At 71.6% G+C, this 18,637-nt stretch carries 16 protein-coding genes and 3 pseudogenes; 4 read left to right on the top strand and 15 right to left on the bottom strand.

Annotated features, from left to right (window positions below; translation table 11 throughout):
• Window positions 1-56 precede the first annotated feature (56 nt).
• Window positions 57-1,793 (top strand): transglycosylase domain-containing protein, encoded by a 1,737-nt coding sequence (locus AB0I98_RS15150; RefSeq protein WP_362940809.1) that lies wholly within the window; start codon window positions 57-59, stop codon window positions 1,791-1,793.
• A 49-nt stretch (window positions 1,794-1,842) separates the two neighbouring features.
• Here AB0I98_RS15150 and AB0I98_RS15145 read toward each other — a convergent pair whose 3' ends face one another.
• From AB0I98_RS15145 to AB0I98_RS15125, 5 genes and pseudogenes are all read right to left on the bottom strand, one after another.
• Window positions 1,843-3,273 (bottom strand): MFS transporter, encoded by a 1,431-nt coding sequence (locus tag AB0I98_RS15145; RefSeq protein WP_362940806.1) that lies wholly within the window; start codon window positions 3,271-3,273, stop codon window positions 1,843-1,845.
• Complete coding sequence (locus AB0I98_RS15140) at window positions 3,270-4,793, bottom strand: FAD-dependent monooxygenase (RefSeq protein WP_362940803.1); 1,524 nt, start codon at window positions 4,791-4,793, stop codon at window positions 3,270-3,272. Before AB0I98_RS15140 ends, AB0I98_RS15145 begins: the two co-directional genes overlap by 4 nt.
• Before the next feature lie 25 nt (window positions 4,794-4,818).
• Entirely contained in the window at window positions 4,819-5,577 is a 759-nt protein-coding gene (locus AB0I98_RS15135; protein WP_362940800.1) for an ABC transporter permease, read from the bottom strand.
• Window positions 5,574-6,278: pseudogene (locus AB0I98_RS15130) on the bottom strand (AAA family ATPase); the annotation flags it as partial. The pseudogene AB0I98_RS15130 and the gene AB0I98_RS15135, both read right to left, overlap by 4 nt.
• Before the next feature lie 23 nt (window positions 6,279-6,301).
• Window positions 6,302-6,439 (bottom strand): annotated as a pseudogene (locus AB0I98_RS15125) (ATP-binding cassette domain-containing protein); the annotation flags it as partial.
• A 201-nt stretch (window positions 6,440-6,640) separates the two neighbouring features.
• Here AB0I98_RS15125 and AB0I98_RS15120 point away from each other — a divergent pair.
• From AB0I98_RS15120 to AB0I98_RS15110, 3 genes are all read left to right on the top strand, one after another.
• Complete coding sequence (locus AB0I98_RS15120) at window positions 6,641-7,279, top strand: TetR/AcrR family transcriptional regulator (RefSeq protein ID WP_362940797.1); 639 nt, start codon at window positions 6,641-6,643, stop codon at window positions 7,277-7,279.
• Between the two features lie 82 nt (window positions 7,280-7,361).
• A complete protein-coding gene (locus AB0I98_RS15115; protein ID WP_362940794.1) occupies window positions 7,362-8,978 on the top strand; it encodes a serine/threonine-protein kinase in 1,617 nt (538 codons plus the stop codon).
• 352 nt (window positions 8,979-9,330) lie between these two features.
• Window positions 9,331-10,032: a DUF2637 domain-containing protein gene (locus AB0I98_RS15110; RefSeq protein WP_210579600.1), complete on the top strand. Its 702-nt coding sequence runs from the start codon at window positions 9,331-9,333 to the stop codon at window positions 10,030-10,032.
• A 45-nt stretch (window positions 10,033-10,077) separates the two neighbouring features.
• Here AB0I98_RS15110 and AB0I98_RS15105 read toward each other — a convergent pair whose 3' ends face one another.
• The 10 genes and pseudogenes from AB0I98_RS15105 to AB0I98_RS15060 all read right to left on the bottom strand — a co-directional run.
• Entirely contained in the window at window positions 10,078-10,842 is a 765-nt protein-coding gene (locus AB0I98_RS15105) for a zinc ribbon domain-containing protein (RefSeq protein WP_362940791.1), read from the bottom strand.
• A 190-nt stretch (window positions 10,843-11,032) separates the two neighbouring features.
• Window positions 11,033-11,524: a hypothetical protein gene (locus tag AB0I98_RS15100; RefSeq protein WP_362940788.1), complete on the bottom strand. Its 492-nt coding sequence runs from the start codon at window positions 11,522-11,524 to the stop codon at window positions 11,033-11,035.
• Window positions 11,525-11,536: 12 nt separating this feature from the next.
• Entirely contained in the window at window positions 11,537-12,103 is a 567-nt protein-coding gene (locus AB0I98_RS15095; protein WP_362940785.1) for a phage tail protein, read from the bottom strand.
• A gap of 46 nt (window positions 12,104-12,149) precedes the next feature.
• Window positions 12,150-14,111 carry a putative baseplate assembly protein gene (locus AB0I98_RS15090; RefSeq protein ID WP_362940782.1) on the bottom strand — a complete coding sequence of 654 codons (1,962 nt, stop codon included), beginning with the start codon at window positions 14,109-14,111 and terminating at the stop codon, window positions 12,150-12,152.
• Window positions 14,111-14,533, bottom strand: a complete 423-nt coding sequence (locus AB0I98_RS15085) for a GPW/gp25 family protein (RefSeq protein ID WP_362940779.1) — start codon at window positions 14,531-14,533, stop codon at window positions 14,111-14,113. The genes AB0I98_RS15090 and AB0I98_RS15085 overlap by 1 nt, the downstream gene beginning before the upstream one ends.
• A gap of 115 nt (window positions 14,534-14,648) precedes the next feature.
• Complete coding sequence (locus tag AB0I98_RS15080; RefSeq protein WP_362940776.1) at window positions 14,649-14,966, bottom strand: PAAR domain-containing protein; 318 nt, start codon at window positions 14,964-14,966, stop codon at window positions 14,649-14,651.
• 31 nt (window positions 14,967-14,997) lie between these two features.
• Entirely contained in the window at window positions 14,998-16,845 is a 1,848-nt protein-coding gene (locus AB0I98_RS15075) for a VgrG-related protein (RefSeq protein ID WP_362940773.1), read from the bottom strand.
• A complete protein-coding gene (locus tag AB0I98_RS15070) occupies window positions 16,842-17,564 on the bottom strand; it encodes a LysM peptidoglycan-binding domain-containing protein (RefSeq protein ID WP_362940770.1) in 723 nt (240 codons plus the stop codon). The genes AB0I98_RS15075 and AB0I98_RS15070 overlap by 4 nt, the downstream gene beginning before the upstream one ends.
• Window positions 17,565-17,619: 55 nt before the next feature.
• Window positions 17,620-18,045, bottom strand: a complete 426-nt coding sequence (locus AB0I98_RS15065) for a phage tail protein (RefSeq protein WP_210573025.1) — start codon at window positions 18,043-18,045, stop codon at window positions 17,620-17,622.
• A 39-nt stretch (window positions 18,046-18,084) separates the two neighbouring features.
• Window positions 18,085-18,637 (bottom strand): annotated as a pseudogene (locus tag AB0I98_RS15060) (hypothetical protein); the annotation flags it as partial.

Here is an 18,637-nt window from a genome sequence, read left to right as displayed (position 1 = left end):
CCCGATGGCCACCACTCGCCCCACTCCTGGCGCTCGCCCCTTCTGAAAGGCCTCCCGTGCACGAACCCCCCACCGCTCAGGAAACGCCCGCCGCTCCTCGGCGTGGGAAACGCCCGGCGGGCTCGCACCGTCTCCGTCTGCGCATCCCGCTCCGCCTCCGCCTCCGCCGCACGCGGGGCCGCCTGCTGCGCCGGCTGAGCATCGCCTTCCTGGCGCTGACCGCGGCGCTGTGCACGGCCGCGGTGGTCGCGTACCAGCTGACGGAGATTCCCGAGCCGCATCCGGAGACCGTCACGCAGAGCACGGTCTTCATCGACGACAAGGGCTCCTATCTGGGCCGGCGCGGTCCCGTCGACCGCCAGGAGGTACCTCTGTCGCAGGTGCCGCGGTATGTCCAGGACGCGGTGATCGCGGCCGAGAACCGCTCGTTCCGTACGGACAACGGCGTCTCGCCGCGCGCCGTCGCCCGCGCGGTGGTGGCCTCGCTGACCGGCGGAGCGCCGCAGGGCGGCTCCACCATCACCCAGCAGTACGTGAAGAACGCGCTGCTCAGCCCGGAGCAGACGCTGTCGCGCAAGGCACGCGAGGCGCTGATCGCGATCAAGCTCGACCGCACCCGCTCCAAGGACGAGATCCTGGCGGGCTATCTCAACACGGTGTACTTCGGCCGGGGCGCCGCCGGCATCCAGGCCGCCGCGCGCAACTACTTCGACGTGGACACCCGGGACCTGACGGTCTCGCAGGCCGCCGCCCTGGCATCGATCGTCAACATCCCGTCGTACTACGAGAAGGCGGGCTCGGATCCCAAGGTGACCGCGAAGCTCAGGGACCGCTGGGAGTGGGTGCTCGACGCGATGGCGGCGAGCGGCAGCATCACGGCGAAGGAGCGCGCCGAGGCCGCCTTCCCGGCGTTCCGCTTCTATCCGCCGGGGACGACCGAGGGGCAGCGGCAGTACATGATCGACGTGGCCGCGGAGGAGGCCGCCGACCGGCTCGGCATCACCGAGGACCAGCTGGCGCGCGGCGGCTACACCGTGCACACCACCTTCGACCTGGCGCTCCAGGACGCCACCACCGAGCTGGTGAAGGACCTCAAGGGCCGTAAGGGCACCCGGCTGCACACCGCCGTCGTGGCGATCGAGCCCGGCGACGGGGCGGTGCGGCTGCTGTACGGGGGGTCGGACTACGCCCGGCAGCCGTTCAACGACGCGGTGGGCGGCGCGGTGGAGGCGGGGGCGGCGCTGGAGCCCTTCGGCAAGGTCCTGTTCGGCACGCCGCTGGCCACGCTGCCGAAGAACCCGGCGCCCACCCCGCTGAAGCTGGCCTCGGCGTACGCGACCGTGGCGGCGAACGGGGTGTACGCGGCCCCGTACACCGTCACGAAGATCACCCGGGACGGCCGGGACGTCTACACCGCACGCTCCGGCACACAGCGGGCGCTGAACGAAGGGGACGCGTTCATGGTGAAGGCTCAGATGTACGGGAGCAAGGAGAGTTCCCGGGCGGCAGAGGCGGCCAAAGGGGTGGTGGTGCCTTTCGATCCCGCCGCCGATCCCGCCGCCCGGAAGCCTTCGCCGGTCTTCTTCACGGCCGGAGCGGGCGGCGGGATCACCCGCCGGACCGTATGGTCCACCGCCCTGGACTCCCGGCTCACCCTGACGCTCGCCCTCTTCGCCGACGAGCCCGGCGAGAAGAAGAACACGACCGTCCCCGCCCAGCTCCCGAACGATCCCCCGCCGACCGAGTCCGCCGAGCAGACCGCGACGCAGATCTGGCGGCTGGCCACCGCCTGATCAAGTCAACGTGCGGGTGCGCCGAGTGCCTCCATTTCCCTCTCGGCGGTCATGCGCGTCGGCGCGCCAGCACGGCCGACACCACCGTGGCGACCACGAACGAACCCGCCGCGATCCCGATGTAGCCGTGCACGCCCGCGGCCGAGTTCTCCTCGGCACCGTCCACGACCACGGTGGTGGACGTGAGGACCGCCGCGCCCACCATGTTCATCAGCACGGAGCCGATCGCGAGCATGACCTGGACGAGGCCGGTCACGACGCCCTGTGACTCGGGCGGTGCCGTGCTGGTGGCCATGTTGAAGGCGGAGGTCACGATCGCTCCGGCGGTGAAGCCCAGGAGGCCGGCGAAGACGACGGCGGCGGGGAAGTGTGAGATCGACAGGTACATCCCGAAGGTGGCCAGCATGCCGATCGCCACCCCGCCGGCCAGCGTCGACGCCGGTCCGATGCGGGACGCCAGCCAGCCGGCCAGCGTGCCGCCGGCCATGATGCCGATCGACGGCAGGGCGAACAGCAGGCCCAGCGTGCCCTGGTCGGCGAGTCCGTAGCCGAGTCCGTCGGCGGGGGCGATGTCGGCGATCAGGCTGAGCAGCTGGAGCATGCTCTGGTAGGCGCCGGTGGAGAGGAGGACGACGAGGAGGGTGAGCACCAGTGGTCTGCTCAAGTTCCCGATGTCGATCACCGGCTCCGGGGTCCGCCGTGAGACCACGACCCAACGGGCCAGTACGGCGGCTCCCCCGACGAGGAGCGCCAGCGGGCCCGCACTGAACCAGCCGTACTCGGACCCGAGGCTCACATAGCTGAGCACCGCCGCCAGACCTCCGCCGAGCAACACCGCCCCGACGACGTCGAGCCGGCCGCCGGTCCTGACCGGGGACTCGGGCAGCAGACCACGTACGCACACCGCCGTGACGGCCGCGACCATCGCGGAGACGACGAACACGCTGCGGAAGCCGAACTCCTCGGCCAGGGCCTCGAAGAGGAACGGCGAGACCGCACCGAGGATCGCCGAGCCGGACGTCACGACGCCCACGGCCGTCATCGCGATCCGGGGAGCGCAGATCTGCCGGATGAGCGCGACCGAGAGGAACATGGCGCCCACGGCCGCGCCCTGCAGCAGCCGTCCGGCGATGAACACCCAGATGTTGGGGGCGATCAGGCAGAGGAGGGCGCCCGCGCCGCACAGGAGCAGGGCCGTCACGAGCACTCTGCGCGTCCCGTGGAGGTCGGCGCTCTTCCCGAGCAGCGGCGCCCACATCGCTCCTGCCAGCATCGCGCTGGCGTTGAGCCATGCCGCCTGGTCGGTGCCGAAGTGGTCGAGCATCTCGGGCAGCACGAGGAGCGGTGCCCCGATGACCGTGTCCACCATGACGTTCACCAGCATCAGGACGGCCACCCGGCGGACGAGCCGCGGGGTCCATGCGGTGTGCCGGTCGCCGCTCGGCGCCTCGGTACCGCGTGTGGGGAGGCGGGATGTCACGTCAACTCCCTGAACCGGCCGAGGTGGTCGGCAGCCTCCGCTTCCCGGCCAGCCGGGATGCGGGCCGCGATGTGTCCGTCGGGCCGGATGAGGATGAGTTCGCCCCTGTGCGGCTGATAGACGCTTCGGAACTCGCCCTCGGTGTCGTCCGACCGGCTGATGAGGCGCACCCGCAGGCGGGCCGGGTCGGTGCCGTCGATGACCAAGGGTTCGGGACGGTCGTAGACGAGCAGGGTCCAGTGCGGTCCCCGCAGCAGGTCGAAGAGGCCGGCGGTGGCGCGCGTGCCTTTGAGCCCGCTGACGTTCGGTGCCCGGTCGCCGGGCTGCGGGCCGGGCCCGGCGAGCGGGCCCGTGCGGTAGTGGATGCCCAGTCCGGTGGTCGTCTCGCCGTCGGCGATGCTCGAGAGTGCCGCGCCCAGTCCGTTCTCACTGCCACGGCCCGCCTGCTCGGTGAACCTCCGCATCTTGTCGGTGCTCGACGCCAGGACCCGGCGGGCGACCGGGATGCGTTCGGCGGCGTAGGTATCCAGCAGGTCCGGTTCGGCGCCCTCGATGACGTCGGCGAGTTTCCAGCCGAGGTTGTAGGCGTCCTGGATACCGGTGTTCATGCCCTGGCCGCCGGCGGGCGAGTGCACATGGGCGGCGTCCCCGGCGAGCAGGACGCGGCCCTTGCGGTAGTCCCGCACCATGCGGACGTTCACCCGGTACACCGACAGCCAGGTGGCGGTCTTGAGTACGACGGTGCCCGCGCCGGCGCGTTCGTCGAACAGCCGCTGGTAGAAGTCGAGTGACGGGATGCCCGGGTTTGTGTGGGGCAGGATCGGGCTCTGGAACTGCCACAACTCGCTGCCGGGGAGCGGCGTGAGGCCGAGCATGCCGTGCTCGGACGGCCAGATGTGCATGTGCTCGCGGTCGAGGTCGGGTCCGGTGACATCACCGAGGTACCAGCGCTGCCGCTCGTACGTCTCGCCGATCAGGGGGAGCCCGAGGAGTCCCCGGGTGCCGCTTCTGCCGCCGTCCGCCGCCACGACGTAACGGGCACGGACGGTCCGTATGCCGTCCGGTGCGCGCAGGGTGACGGTGACGCCGATGTCGTCCTGCTCGAGGCCGATCGCCTCGGTGCCGAACAGGACCTGTCCGCCGAGTTCTTGGTGCCGTTCCCGCAGAGCGTGCTCGACGTCGAACTGGCCGATCCAGAGCGCGTCGGGATACGGCGTGGAGAACGACTCCTTCGCCCGGACCGAGATCGCCGGCCGGTCGACGACCCTGCCGCTCGGCTCATGGAACCTCACGGGAAGCCCGGCGACTCCGCGCCGCAGGACGTGCTCCACGGCGCCCAGGTCGTCGAGCACTTCGAGGGAGCGGGACTGGATGGTCTTCGCCTTCGAGGCACGGTTCGGCACCGGGTCCCGCTCGACGATGCGGTGGGCGATCCCGCGCCGGGCGAGATCGCACGCGAGGGTGAGGCCGGTGGGACCGGCTCCGATGATGAGGACGTCGGTGTGGGGTACGTCGGTCATGGGGTCCTTCCAGGAGATGTCGGCCTCATATGTCGCGGACGCGAAGGGCGGTGTGGCCTGCGATGACGACACCCGCGGCGGCCACGGCCAGGACGCCGAGCCCGAGGCCGGGAGCGACCGCCCCGTCGGCCGGGACCACGGTGTAGGCGGCCTGGCCTGCGGTGACGGGCCAGTACCGGGCGAACCAGTCGCCGATCGCGCCCGGCAGGCCCGGAGCGATGGCGGGGACGAGGAGGGTCGCGCCGACGAGCACGGCGAGACTCCCGGCGGTGGACCGCGTCAGCACGCCGACGGCCACCCCTATGAGGGCGATGAGCGCCAGATAGACCGTGCCGCCGACGAGCGCGCCCAGGACACCGGGATCGCCGACGCCCGCGGCGGGCAGACCGGAACCGCTCAGCATCGCCTGTACGGCCGTAAAGCTGACGAGCGTCGTGACGAGGCCGGTGGCGAGCGCGACGGCCGCCACGACGGCGGTCTTCGCCGCGAGCAGATGGGACCGCGACGGTACGACGGTGAGGCTGGTGCCGATCGTTCCGGTGGCGTACTCGGATGTGACGCCGAGCGCGCCGAGCATCCCGATGACGAGCTGCGCGAAGAGGAACCCCTTGAAGGCGGTCGCGGTCGGATCCCAGTCGGCGGGCAGGTCGGAGGGCGACGTACCGAGCACGTCGGACGCTCCGAGCACGCTCAGGGCCGTACCGGCGGCGACGGTGCTCAGGGCCGCGATCCAGGTGCCGCGGACGCTGCGGAGCTTGGTCCATTCGGAGCGGAGGATGTTCATGCCGCATGGCTTTCGTACTCGGTGACGTCATGGGTGAGCCGGAGGAAGACGTCCTCCAGGGATTCGCGGACCTGCGTCAGCTCGTCGAGGGCGATCCCCTCGACGGCGGCGATCTTGCCGACCGTGGACGAGTCGACCCCGGTGACGAGGAGACGGGGGCCCGCTGTCCGGTCGTATGCGATGCCCGCTCGGCTCAGCGCCCGTGCCAGTTCGTGGAGTTCGGCCGCCCGGACCACGACCGTCCGCGTCGTACGGGCCGCCACGAAGTCCTCGAGCGTCGACTCGGCGATGAGCCTGCCCTGTCCTACGACGATGAGGCTGTCCGCGGTCGGCTCCATCTCGGACATCAGATGGCTGGAGAACAGGACGGTGCGCCCCTCGGCGGCCAGTTCGCGCATCAGGGTGCGCAGCCACCGGATGCCCTCGGGGTCCAGGCCGTTGAGCGGCTCGTGGAACACCAGCACCCCGGGGTCGCCGAGGAGGGCCGCCGCGATGCCCAGGCGCTGCTGCATCCCCAGGGAGAACTCGCCCGCGCGGCGCGTGGCCGCGTCCGTCAGTCCCACGAGGTCGAGCACCTCGTCGACCCTCCCCCAGCCTTCGGCCGGGGGACCCCCATCTCGCTTCGCTCGCCGCCCAGGCCCGCCGTCCGCGCGAGGGCGAGGAGGTGGTCGGACGCGGTGCGCCGCGGATGGACCGCGCGGGCGTCCAGGAGCGCGCCGACTGTGCGCGCCGGGTCGGCGAGGTCGGTGATGTGGCGGCCGCCGATCGTGATGGTGCCCCGCGTGGGCCGGGTCAGCCCCAGCAGCATCCGCAGGGTCGTGCTCTTGCCGGCTCCGTTCGGCCCGACGAATCCGGTGACCACGCCGGGCTCCGCGGTGAAGGACAGCTCGCTCACCGCGGTCTTGCTTCCGTATCGCTTGGTCAGGCCGTCCGCCCGGATCGACCTGGACGCCGACCGTTCCTCTTCAGCAGGCACGTGCGCTCCTTCCAGCAGTCACGTGTGCGCCCCGAAAAGTAAACTACACCGTGCAGTTTCAATTCGCCGTAAAGGTAGGCTGCGTGCATGGCGACGACGAGAGCGACCGTTCAAACCCCTGGTCGCAGGCAGCGGTCCGAGAACAAGCGGGCGGCCATCCTGAGCGCTGCCGAGGCCCTGTTCGTCGCCGACGGATACGAGCTCACCAGCGTCGACGCCATCGCCGCCCGCGCCGGAGTGTCAAAGCGCACCGTCTACGACCACTTCGGCGACAAACAGACCCTCTTCGCGACCGTCCTCACCCGCGTCACCGATGCCTTGTCGGCCACCGTCCGCACGGCGATCGAGCAGGAACTCGTGGCGGAACGCGACCTGCGCGAAGCGCTGCTGGCCTTCGCGTCACGCGTGACGACGGAGGCGTTCCCCTCCTCGGACTACGTCACCTTCCGCCGGCTGACCTCGCAGGGGCGGTCGGCACCACGCCTCCCGGAGGCGGTTCGTGAGCGACCGGAGCGGATGCTGGAGGAGCGGTTCGCTCAACTGGCGGCGGACGGCGAGATCCGGACCGCCGATCCCCACCGCGCCGTACAGCACTTCACCGCCCTCACCGTCCTCCTCGCCGTCGACGCGCTGCGGGACGACGGCGAGGAGAGCACGGCGGCGGACTCGGAGATCCTCGCGATCATCGCCGACGGGGTCGACGCGTTCCTCCGCGCCTACCGCTGACCTCGCGGGCCGCGGCGCATGGAGGCGCTCGCCGCCTCGGTGATCACAGGGGCAGAGATGTTGACATAGTCGGTTAGTGTGCATGGCGAAGTGGCGAGGGGGGCTGAGCAAGGCGGAGGAGAAGGCTGTGTCGGACGAGGGGCGGCTCGTCGCCGGGCGGTACCGGCTCGTCGAGCGCGTCGGCCGCGGCGGCATGGGCACGGTGTGGCGGGCCGAGGACGAGGTGCTCGCCCGGCAGATCGCGCTCAAGCAGCTCCACACGCAGCCGCATCTGTCCGACGCCGAGGTCGCGACCCTGTACGAGCGCACCCGCCGCGAGGCACGGAGCGCCGCCCGGGTCGTCCACCCCAACGTGGTCGTCGTGCACGACGTCGTCGAGGACGACGGCCGGCCCTGCATCGTCATGGAGTACGTCCCCGCCCCCACCCTCGGCGACTTCCTCAAGGGCGGCCGGACCCTGCCGCCAGAGGAGGCGGCGCGGATCGGCCTCGGCATGATCGCCGCCGTACGGGCCGCGCACGCCGCCGGTGTCCTGCACCGCGACATCAAACCCGGCAACGTCCTGCTCGGCGCCGGGGGCCGGGTCGTCCTGACCGACTTCGGCATCGCGCAGACCGCCGGGACGTCGACGCTCACGCAGACCGGGGAGATGGTCGGCTCCATCGACTTCATGGCCCCGGAGCGGATCCGCGGCCAGAAGCCCGGCCCGTCCTCCGACCTGTGGTCGCTGGGCGCGACGCTGTACCAGGCCGTCGAGGGACGTCCGCCGTACCGCCGCGACAGCCCCATGGAGACGGCGTACGCCATCGCCGTCGAGCCCTTCGCGCCGATGCGGCAGGCCGGTCCGCTGGAACCGCTCATCGAGGTCCTGCTGTCCCGGAACCCCGAGGACCGGCCCACGGCGGAACAGACGGAACGAGCCCTGCGGGCCACCTGGTCCGGCGGCCCGACGGCCACGGTGTCGACCGCCGTCGCCCAGGAGGTCCCGGTCGGCGCCCCGGACACGGCACGGACGTCTCCGATATCCCCGACGCCCCCGACATCCGCGACTGCGCCGACCCCGCCCCCTCCCCCGTCACCGCCGGAAGGCAGCACTCGGGGCCGCAAGCGGGTCTCGCGCGTCCTCGTGCCGGTGGCCGCCGTCCTGGCCGTGGCGGCCGTGGGCGGCACCCTCTACGTCACGTCGAGCGACGACGGCACGCCGGACGCCCGGCGGCCCGGCGCGGCGACCAGCGCGCCGGCGGCCACGCCCTCGCCCGTCCCCGACGGCTACCGCCTGGTCCACGCCAAGCAACTCGGCGTCTCCTTCCCCGTGCCGGACGGCTGGAAGCAGAAGAAGGCGGGGGGCGGCGAGGTCACGTACGTCGACCCGACCGGCCTGGCCGGCGTCACCGTCGGCGTGGTGGACCCCGCGGGCTCGCACCCCGTGGAGCACTTCAAGGACATCGAGGCGAACACCAAGGTCAACTACCCGACGTCGTACCGCAGGCTGCGCATGCAGAAGACGACGTTCCGGGACCAGCCGGCCGCGGTATGGGAGTTCACCTTCCAGGGCCGCGCCCGCGCCTTCCGCGCCATCGACCTGGGCTACGGCTCGGCAGGCGGCCGGGAGTACGACATCTACCTCTCGGCCCCGGACGCCCAATGGGACACGTACCGCCCCGTCTTCAACGCCGTGCGGGACGGGTTCCGTGAATGATCTCGAACTACGATCTCGAACTGCCACGCGTAGATCTTCAGAATTTCAGTAACTCTGAATCTTAGTCCGATCCATAAATAATCGCCGCTGGCCAATATTCCCCCGAATGCCCGATGCCTAGCGCCCTGGGACGCTCGTTAGGTGGACGTGACTTGGGAGGAAAGGCATGCAGAAGAGGCTCACCCGCACTGCTCGGACCTGTTCGAGGACTTCCTTGAAGCGATCAGCAGCATCAAAAGTGAATATCTGCGGGCTACGCTGGACGGGCTTGACACCGCCACCACAGTCCCCGCTTCAGCCCGAGGCTCACACTCTGGATGAAACAGCCTGAGCCGGAGGAAGGAGTGGATCAATGGACAGGATTCAGGACGAGAACCTGCTCTATGCGGTGACGACCCAGAAGCCTGAGGACACTCAGCCGCTCGAGGCCCAGCACCTGTGGCAGCTCTCCGACCCCGGGATCCCGTCGGACGGCTGGGATCTGGACCAGGAGCTGGCGCAGATGCTCAGTACGACGCCCAGCGTGGATCCCGTCCCTCCCCCGCTGGACAGCCACCGGCGCCCACGCCGCCCAGTGAATCGACGCCGGCCCCGTCCGGGGATTCAGCTCTTCACCGGAAATCCGCGGGTGATCACCGTTGCGATCTTGGTGGCCATAATCACCATGTGCGCGGTGACGATGTTGTACTGGTCGATCTCCTATTCATATGACCAACTGCGCACCATTGCCCTGCTGGTGGTCTCTGAGAATTTGGCGCAATGGTGGCCGCTCACCGTGTACGGACCGTGGCTGGTGGCCGGTTTATCGATCTTGCGGGCATCCGTTCAGCACCGCACCGCCCGGCGGTCCTGGGTGGTGATGCTGATCTCCTCCGGCACGGCGGTCGCCCTGTGCATCGGCCAGTCCCCGCATTCTCTGCTCGCGATGGTCATCGTCGGGATTCCGCCGATCACCGCCCTGGTCTGTTTCCGTGAACTCGTCGGCCAGTTCTCGTCCCGGGGACCCAAGCACGCCGCGGACACTTTGAAGGGGCCCAAGCAGACACGGCCGTAGGCGGACCGGCGGGCCCCGCGCCCGTCCGCCCGTCTGCCCCGCGCGTCAGCCCCGCTGGAAGAACTCCACCTCCGCCAGGGCCAGATGACGGCCCTGGGCGAGTCCGACGGCGGACCGCAGCACCAGCCGTACCTTCCGCACATCGCTGTACCCGGTGGCGATCGTCTGGTCGCCCGGCTTGTCGCTGAGGGTGAGTTCCTTCTTGTGCGTGGTGCCGTCCTCCGCCGTCACCTCCAGGTCCACCTGGAGCGCGCGCGCCTGGAGGGCGTACTTCTCCGGCTCCTTCGACGCGCCGTTGGTGATGATCACGTCGACCAGCCGGAACGGCTTGCGGAAGGTGTACGTCACCGAGGCCCCCGTCGCGGGCGCGCCCCAGTAGCGGTTGCTCAGCCCGTCCGTGGTGTTCTTCGCCGGGTGCCCCGGCACCGACGCGCTCGCCTCGGTGCTCGCCGGCGTCACGGGCTTGGCCTTGCCCAGCTTGTCCCGGGTGTCCTCGATCAGGGCGCGTCCGGCCGGCATCAGCAGGAAGCCGCCCGCGCACAGCGCCAGCACGACGAGCAGGATCACCAGGAACCGCGTCATCCCGCCCGAACTCGCCCGCACCCGGCGCCGGAACGGCCACACCGTCCGCCACCACGGCAGCGGGGCCGCCTTCGCCGTGGGCCTCAACTCGGCCGCACAGCGCCGGCAAAACCGGCGCTCCGGCAGGTTCGGCGTCCCACACGCCGGACACGGCACGCCCGCCCCTTCGTCCGGCACGGCCACGGGCCGTACGACAGGACGCGCGGCCACGGGCTTCGCGGGGCGCACGGGCACGATGGCGTCCGGGTCCGGTGACTCGGAGGCGGCGGGGGTGCGGGGGCGGGGGATGCGTTGGGCGGGGGGCGCGGGGGCTGTTGGGGGGACGGGTGCTGTTGGAGGAACGGGTGGAGTGGTGGGGGGTGTTGCAGGCGTGGCAGGGGGAGCGTCGTTGGTGCGGCGGGGCTCGTCGGCGCCTGCGTCAGCGGTCGTCCCGTTCGTGGCCGAGCCCGGCGCCGGGGCGGCGGACCCGGTGCTGACCTCGTCCGGCCCAGACTGAGCTGGGGAGTTCGTCCGCTCGTCCTGGCCGGGGTCGGCGCCGGAGCCGGTGTCCGCGGGCGGCGTCGTGCTCGGCCTCCTCGGCTCGCCGCGGCCGAGGCCGGTCAGCCGGGCGCGGAACGACGAGGGGCGGGGAGGTGCGGCGGACTCGGGCTCGTCCGCGGAGGGTGCCGCGGGCGCGGGTGCCGGAGGCTCCGGAGGTGCTGCGGACGCGGGTGCCGGAGGCTCCGGGGGTGCGGTCGGCGTCGGCGCGGTCGGCGTTGGCGGTGCGGTGGACTCCGGTGGCGTCCGCGAGGGTGGCGTCGGTGAGGGCATGCTCGGGGTTGGAGCGGCCGGTTCCGACCAGCCCAAGTACGCGCCGCAGTTGCCGCAGAAGTCGTCCGTCGAGCCGTTGGACGCCCCGCACGCGGGACATGCGCGCATGGCGTCACCTCCCTTCGTCGGCGGGCGGGCCGGGGAGGACCTCCACCCGGAATGCCGTGTGCACCGGGCACATGGCCCGGACGATCTCGCGGACCCTGGCCGAGTCCACCCGCGCCTCGCGGCCCGGCCAGACGCGGACCAGGATCTCGGCGGCGGGCGGGGGCGGCAGGTCGGTGCCGGCGGTGTTCGACCACCACGAACCGCCGTCGCCGGTCACGTCGCAGTGCGCGCCGAGCGCGAGTTGGAGGGCCTCGGCCAGACCGCGTCTGGTGCCGCGCCACCGGTGCAGCTCCACCGCGCGGACGACCGCCTCGCGGCGAAGCTCCACGGGCCACTGGGGGTCGTCGGCGGCGCCCACCCACGACGCCAGCCAGGCCAGGAAGTCGACGGGCGTGACCCGGGGGTCGAGGTACGAGGTGAGGTTGTCGAGGGTCGCGAACACCGGGGCGAGGACGGTGTCGAGGCCGGCGGTGAAGCGCTGCGCGAAGTCGTCGTCGGCGTACAGCGCGGGCAGTTGCTCACCGATGGGGAAGCGGCTCGGCAGGCCGGGTACGGCGGCGCGGCGGCTCATCCCCGTACCTCCGGCGCTACGGCGGTATCGGCCACGACGACCCCGCTCATCCCCGCCCCTCCGCGTCCATCGCCGTCACGACCACCTGGTGCTGGTAGGAGAAGACGAGCGCGCCCGCGGCCACGTCGATGCGGTCCGCCGGGGCACCGCGGCGGCCGGTGATGGGGTCGGCGGGGAACAGGAGGATCTCCTCGACCAGGGCGTTGCCGGTGGCGCGTTGGAGGATGCCGAAGATCTCGCCGTACTGGACGGGCCGGCCGAAGGGCCAGCCGGTGCCGTCCGGGCCGCCGCTCAGCGGGTTGAGGTGGCGGAACAAGGCGTCGAGGGCGGCGTCGCGGACGCGGTCGGTGTCGGCGGCTGCCGTCGCGAGCCGGGCCACCACGGTGACGCCCTGGTAGACCGGCGGCTCGACGACGAGGCGGGTGCCGATGAGGCGGCGCTCGTCGAGGCTCGCGGTGATGGCCTCCAGTACCTGGTCGGAGGGGATCAGCTGCTCGAAGCGGAGGCGGTCGTCGCCCTCGTCGGCCACGGCGTCCGGCACGACGAGGACCCGTACCGCGCCCGGTTCCTCGGCCGCGGGCAGACAGCGGACCCGGCGTACCGAGGGCGCTGCCTGGCGGCTGATGATCTCGTAGTCCTCGGCGGTCACCGCGCGCTCCTGCATGCGCAGCACGTCCGGGGCCCGCAGCTTGGCGTTCTCCACCGTCTCGCCCGCGACGCCGCCGCGTGCCGCCTCCCGGTTGGTGACCTGGGCGATGTACGGAACGGAGCTGAGCAGCACGGAGATCGCGCCGCGGGCGACGTTGCCCGCGGGGCCGCCGCCGGTGCGGTAGCGGGCGACGCGTATGTGGGCGCCCTTGGGCGGTACGGCGCCGCACGGGCGCATCGTGCCGTCCGGTTCGCGCAGCACCGGCGGGAAGGCGAACTCGCCGTTGGTGGCGTCCACGCGGACGTGCCGGTCGGCGGGGCCGGAGCGGCCGAAGTGGTCGACCACGTCCCAGCGTTGCCAGCCCTCGGCCGAGGACACCTCCACCACCGGGGGCTCGCCGTCGAGGAGGACCGGCGGGCGGCCGAGCCGGAACGTCTGTCCCGCGACGCCCTCGGAGGTGCCGAGCGGTACGTCGGTGACGGTCTCGGCGTGCTCGACGGACATGGTGCCGCCGACGGTGAACACCTCCGCCTCGCGCACCGTCGGGGACTCCGAGTAGAACGGCTGGCCCGGCTCCGCCTCGGTGACCCGGCAGCGCAGCCAGCCGGCCCGGGTCCCGCCGATCACCGACGCGGTGTGCCCGGCCGGTACGTGCACGATGACCTCGCCGGGCCGGTTCAGACCGCCGGTGGTGTCCGTGCTGGTCTCGCACAGCTGCCAGCCGCTGCCGTCCCACGCCTCCCACACCAGCGGGGGCTGGCGCGGGTCCACGCCGACGCCCTCTACGCGGCTGTCCAGGCGCACCGCGACGATGCAGCGCGGCACCGCCGTCGGCAGGCCGAACAGCAGGGCGTCGCCCGGCTCCGGTGCGGCCTGGAAGCAGGGGATGTCCTGGCCGTCGGCGAGCGTGCCGGTCATGTCGGTCTGCTCACCGGTCTTTGGCGCGGTCACCAGGCGGGTCAACTCGCTGGGCACGATGCGCAGTTCGTCCCTGGTCGCGAACACAACGGGCTCGTCGCTCTCGCCGCCCGCGGTGGTCACCTCGGTGCCGGCGGGCAGCGCGACGGTGTCGGGCTGCGGTGCCGACAGCCAGAAGTCGACGTCGGCCGAGGCGGCGGCGGGCGGGAACAGGCTGATGCCCAACAGGTCCAGGAACGCGGTGTAGTTCTTGTCCGGGACCCGGTTCAGCCGGTACAGCAGCTGGTCCACCATGTAGGCGAACGTCTCGATCAGGGTGACGCCCGGGTCGGAGACGTTGTGGTCGGTCCACTCCGGCGTGCGCTGCTGCACATACCGCTTCGCCTCGTCGACGAGTTGCTGGAACCGTCGGTCGTCCAGGTTGGGGGAGGGCAGCGCCATCAGTCCGCGACCAATTCCTCGGCCCCCTCCTCGGAGGGGATCGTGTAGAAGGGAAAGACCAGGTTGCGCCGGTCGTTGGTGGAGCGCAGTGTGTAGTGCACGTCGATGTAGAGGGTGCCGTCCTCGACGGCGTCGAAGGCGACGATCACGTCCTCCACGGCGATGCGCGGCTCCCACCGCTCCAGGGCCTCGCGCACCTGCTGGGCGATACGTCCGGCGGTGGCGCCGTCTCCGGGGGCGAAGACGTACTCGTGGATGCCGCAGCCGAACTCGGGGCGCATGGGGCGCTCACCCGGCGCGGTGCCGAGCACCAGCCGGATCGCCTCCTCGATCTCCCGCTCCCGCTCGACCATGCCGATCCCCCCGGTCGGCCCGACGCGCAGTGGGAAGGCCCAGCCGCGACCGATGAACCGCTCACTCATCACGCACCTCCGGTAGGGAAGTTCGGGCCGCCGGGCAGCAGCATCACGCCGCCGCACGCGGCATGCCCGCCCCGCAGCCGGAGCAGAGAGCCACGCCGAATGGACCGCTCGCTCATCACACGCCCCCGATCAGGACGTTCGGGGCGCCGATCATGATCATCGCGCCGCACGTGGACTGGTCCCGCTGGCGTGCGGCCGGGAGGCCGCCGATGAGGACCTGGCCCTTGGTGAGCGAACTCGGGTCGGGCTTGATCACGTTGGCCGGTCCGAGTGCCGCGTGCGGCGGGATCGGGCAGACGACCAGGCTGCCCACGACGGCGGCGGGCTTGCCGCCGATCCACACGGTCGCCACCGACCTCGCGGCGGCGGGCGGCGGGGTGCCGACCGTGCCGCCGTGGTTGGTCTGGTCACCGGTACGGGCTGCCATGGGCATGCGGTCCTCCTTGGGAAGGTGAAGTCGGGGGTCAGTTGATCCGGATGAGCTTGGCCTTGAGGACGCCGAGCAGGCCGCCGTCGACGGTGACCCCCGTGCGGCCGGTGACGTTCACGCTCGTGCCGCTGATGTCCACCTTGCGGCCGCCGATCGTCACCCCGACCCTGCCCTGGATGTCCACGTTCCGGCCGGACACGCTCACGTTGCCCCGCCCCGCGTCGACGGTGATGCCCTTCTTGTCGAGCACGACGGAGCTGAGCGGCCGGACGCCCCCCTTCGCGGCGTACACGGTCAGCTCGATCGTGCCCTTCCGCTGGTCGACCTTTATTTCGAGACGCTCGTCCGCGGATGCGAGCCTGAGCCCGGACAGACCCGGTGCCCTCGCGTCCAGAAGCTCCAGCCGGTGCCCCAGACGGGACACGATGGAGCGGCGGTTGACCTTGCCGGTGGTCTTGTCGATCAGCGGGACCTTGTGGGGCGAGGGCTTGTCGACGCCGTTGTAGAGCCCGCCGATGACGTACGGGCTGTCCAGCAGGCCCTGTTCGAAGCCGACCAGGACCTCGTCGTTGACCTCGGGGCTGACGACGCCTCCGCCGCCCTTGCCGCCCCACTGCACGGTGCGCACCCAGTCGGTGGTGTACGTGTCGTCCAGCCAGGGGAACTTCAGCTTCACGGCGCCGCTCTCGGCGCGGCCCAGCTCGCGTACATCCGTCACCACGCCGATCGCGAGACCCGGCATGCGCGGGCCGCGGGCCGGCGCGTTGGCACCGGTCACCAGGCCGGTCAGGGAGCGGTCCGGGCTGGCGCTCACCCACACCGTCGTGCGGTATCCGCCGTCCGGTTCGAGGACGTGCTGCACCGCCGTCGCCGTGTACTTGCCGGAGAACGCCTGCCCGACGTTGCCGAGCGTCACGGGCTTGCCGGCCCGCAGCAGGGGGTTGCCCTCAACCACCGCTTCCAACTCACCGAAGCCCGCGCTGACCTGGTCGGCCACCGCGTCGGCGACCGCCACCGTCTCGGCCTTGGTGCGGTACGGGGTGTCGGTGACGGTCAGCTTCGACGACTTGCCGAACCGGGCGGCGAGCGCCGGGCTCAGGCCGGGCACGACCGTGTCACTGGTCACCGACGCCTTCGGGGACACCAACGGCCGCTTCGTGGTGACGTCCCAGCCGCGCACCTCCACCTGCTGCGCACCGTCGGCGGCCGACAGGGAGGCCCGTAGCGCCAGCAGGTTGCGGCCGTACTCCAGCACCATCGCGTTCTTGGCGGCCGAGGTCGTCGGCGCGGGCGCCCCGGACGCCTTCGTCGGCTTGGTGAACTGCAGCAGCCCCTTGTCGTCGACGCGCACCTGCGCGCCGCTCTCGGCGGCAAGGAACTGCAGGAAGTCCCAGTCGGACACGTTCGCCTGGGAGAGTTGCTTGTAGGTGACCGGCGCGGCCTGCACGGTGCCGCAGGCCAGCCCGGCCCCGGCGGCCACCTTGCGGACGATGGCCGAGGCGGTCATGTTCCGGTACGCGACCACCTTCCGGCCCCGCTGCAGCCGGTGCGCCTTGGAATAGGCACGCACCACCGTGAACGAGCCCGTGCGGTCCCGGTCCACCTCCAGCGCGGTCACCTCGCCGTTGAACAGCCGCTCCTTGGCCTGCCCGGTCACGGTCATCACCGAGACCTTGAGCGGGGTGCCGATGGTGATGCCGGTCTTCTTCAGGAACTCGTGGTCGGGGTCGCGGAAGGTGAGCACCGCCGCGTCCGGCAGGCCCACGTTCTCGTCGACCACACAGCTCACCAACTGGGCGGCCCAGACCGGCGGAAGCTCACTCGGCGCCTCCACGATGGGGTCCGCCGCGAAGGACCGGCCGTCCCGTGCGCCGCCTGTCACTGTTCCTCCTCAGCGCCCGCGTCGCTCAGTGCCGGCACCACGAGATCGGTGCCGGGTACGAGCGTCATCGGGTCGTCGATGTCATTCGCCTCCGCGATGACCCGCCAGGCCGTCGCGTCGCCGTACTCCTGCCAGGCCAGCAGCGCCAGGCTGTCGCCCGCCACGACGGTGTGCGTGGAGCGGGCGGTGCGCGCGCCGGACGTGGGGTTCTGGCCCGCCGGACCGACGCTCGCCTCCTCGATCGACAGCTGGCAGGTGGCCCGCAGCGGCTTGCCGTCCACGTCGAACAGCGTGTACGTCACGGACAGGCTGGTGAGCACCCCGTCGAACGAGGTCGTCCGCGCGGTGCCCCACTCGAACCGCACCCACGGGCTGGCCGGCTTCTTGCGGCCCAGGCTGGCCTTGGTCGGCACGCAGGCCTTCATCAGCTTCTCCACCGCCTGCTCCACGGAGTTGTCGTGCTTGGCGGTGGCGTCCAGGAACACCTCGAGGCTCAGCGTGCGCGGGCCACTGCCGACGAACTCGGGCAGCGCCGACTCCGCCGCCATACGGGACGGGGTGCGCCGCCACTCGGTGGTCTTGCTCAGCTCCAGGGTGGAGGGGTTGAACTGGAGGTTGAGCCGCGCGAGCGTCCCGCCGGGCTTTGCGCCGACCGAGGCAGGAGGCTCCTTCAGGGTCAGCTGAGCCCTGACCCGACTGGTGCGGGACGTTTTGGGCATGCCGGGTTCCTTTCCGGGACGATCACTCGGGCGGCGGACGGTTCATGACGGCGGGTCAGGAAGGGCTCAGCCCCTCGTGGGCGATCTCCAGGGTTTCCACCGCCGCCTCCGAGTTGCTGGGGTCGAAGGACGGACCCTGCCAGCGCACCGGCACGATCCCGAACACCTGCCAGCTGATGATCCGGGTGAGGTCCGGTTTCAGCGCCACGATCTCGCCGTCCTTGGGCTCCACCCGCTTCAGCGTCTCGTCGAACCAGCGGGCGATCTTCGCCGTGTCCTTGGTGACCGGGCGGGTGAACGTGATGTTCGACCAGGTCACCCGCCCGGGCAGGTTGTGGGTGAAGCCGTTGTTGCCGCCCTCGGCATAGGTCTCGATCTCGAACTCGGCGCCCATGCCGGAGCACGTGTGGAACGCGCCCAGGTCGTTGCCGCCGATCACGAGCTTGAAGAACACGCTCGTCGCGAAGATGTTGTCCGTCATTGGTCCGTCATCCGTCCGTCATCCGTTCCGTGCCGGGCCTCAGCGGCGTCCGTCGTAGGGGCGGCCTGTACGTTCCCGTCCACGCCGCAGCTCGGTACGCAGCAGCCGGGCCACCGGGTCGATCAGGCGACGCGCCAGCTCGTCCAGGTCCATACCGGGGTCCTGCGGTGCCTCCGCACCCTGGGCCGTGCGCTTGGCGGAGGCGGAACGGCCGTTCCCCGTCCGGGACTTGGCCGGTTCGGCGAGATCACCGGCTGCGGAGCCCTGCTGCCGGGGGCGCGTCGGTCGCGCCTTGTCCATACTCCCCGGGAGTGCGGAGTCGTCCGCGCTGTGGGCGCGCTGGACGGGGGGTGCGGAGGTCCGGGGCCGGACCACGGGGACCGGCCCTGCCGATGCCGGGGCTGATCCGTGGGTGGACGCCGAGCGGTCCGCGAGCGGCGGCGTCTGCGGGGCGGTCACCGGCAGGGACCTCGCCGGGGCGGCGGCGGTCGGGCCGGGCCCGCCGGGGGTCCCGCGGTGGGGCGGCGCAAGTTGTACGACGGGGACGCGCTGGACTGCGGCGGAGGAACCGGTCGTTGGTGCGCCCGAGTTC

The organism is Streptomyces sp. NPDC050211, from assembly GCF_040656035.1.
In the GTDB taxonomy this organism is placed as follows: Bacteria; Actinomycetota; Actinomycetes; order Streptomycetales; family Streptomycetaceae; genus Streptomyces.
This window is presented reverse-complemented; position numbering and strand designations above follow the sequence as displayed.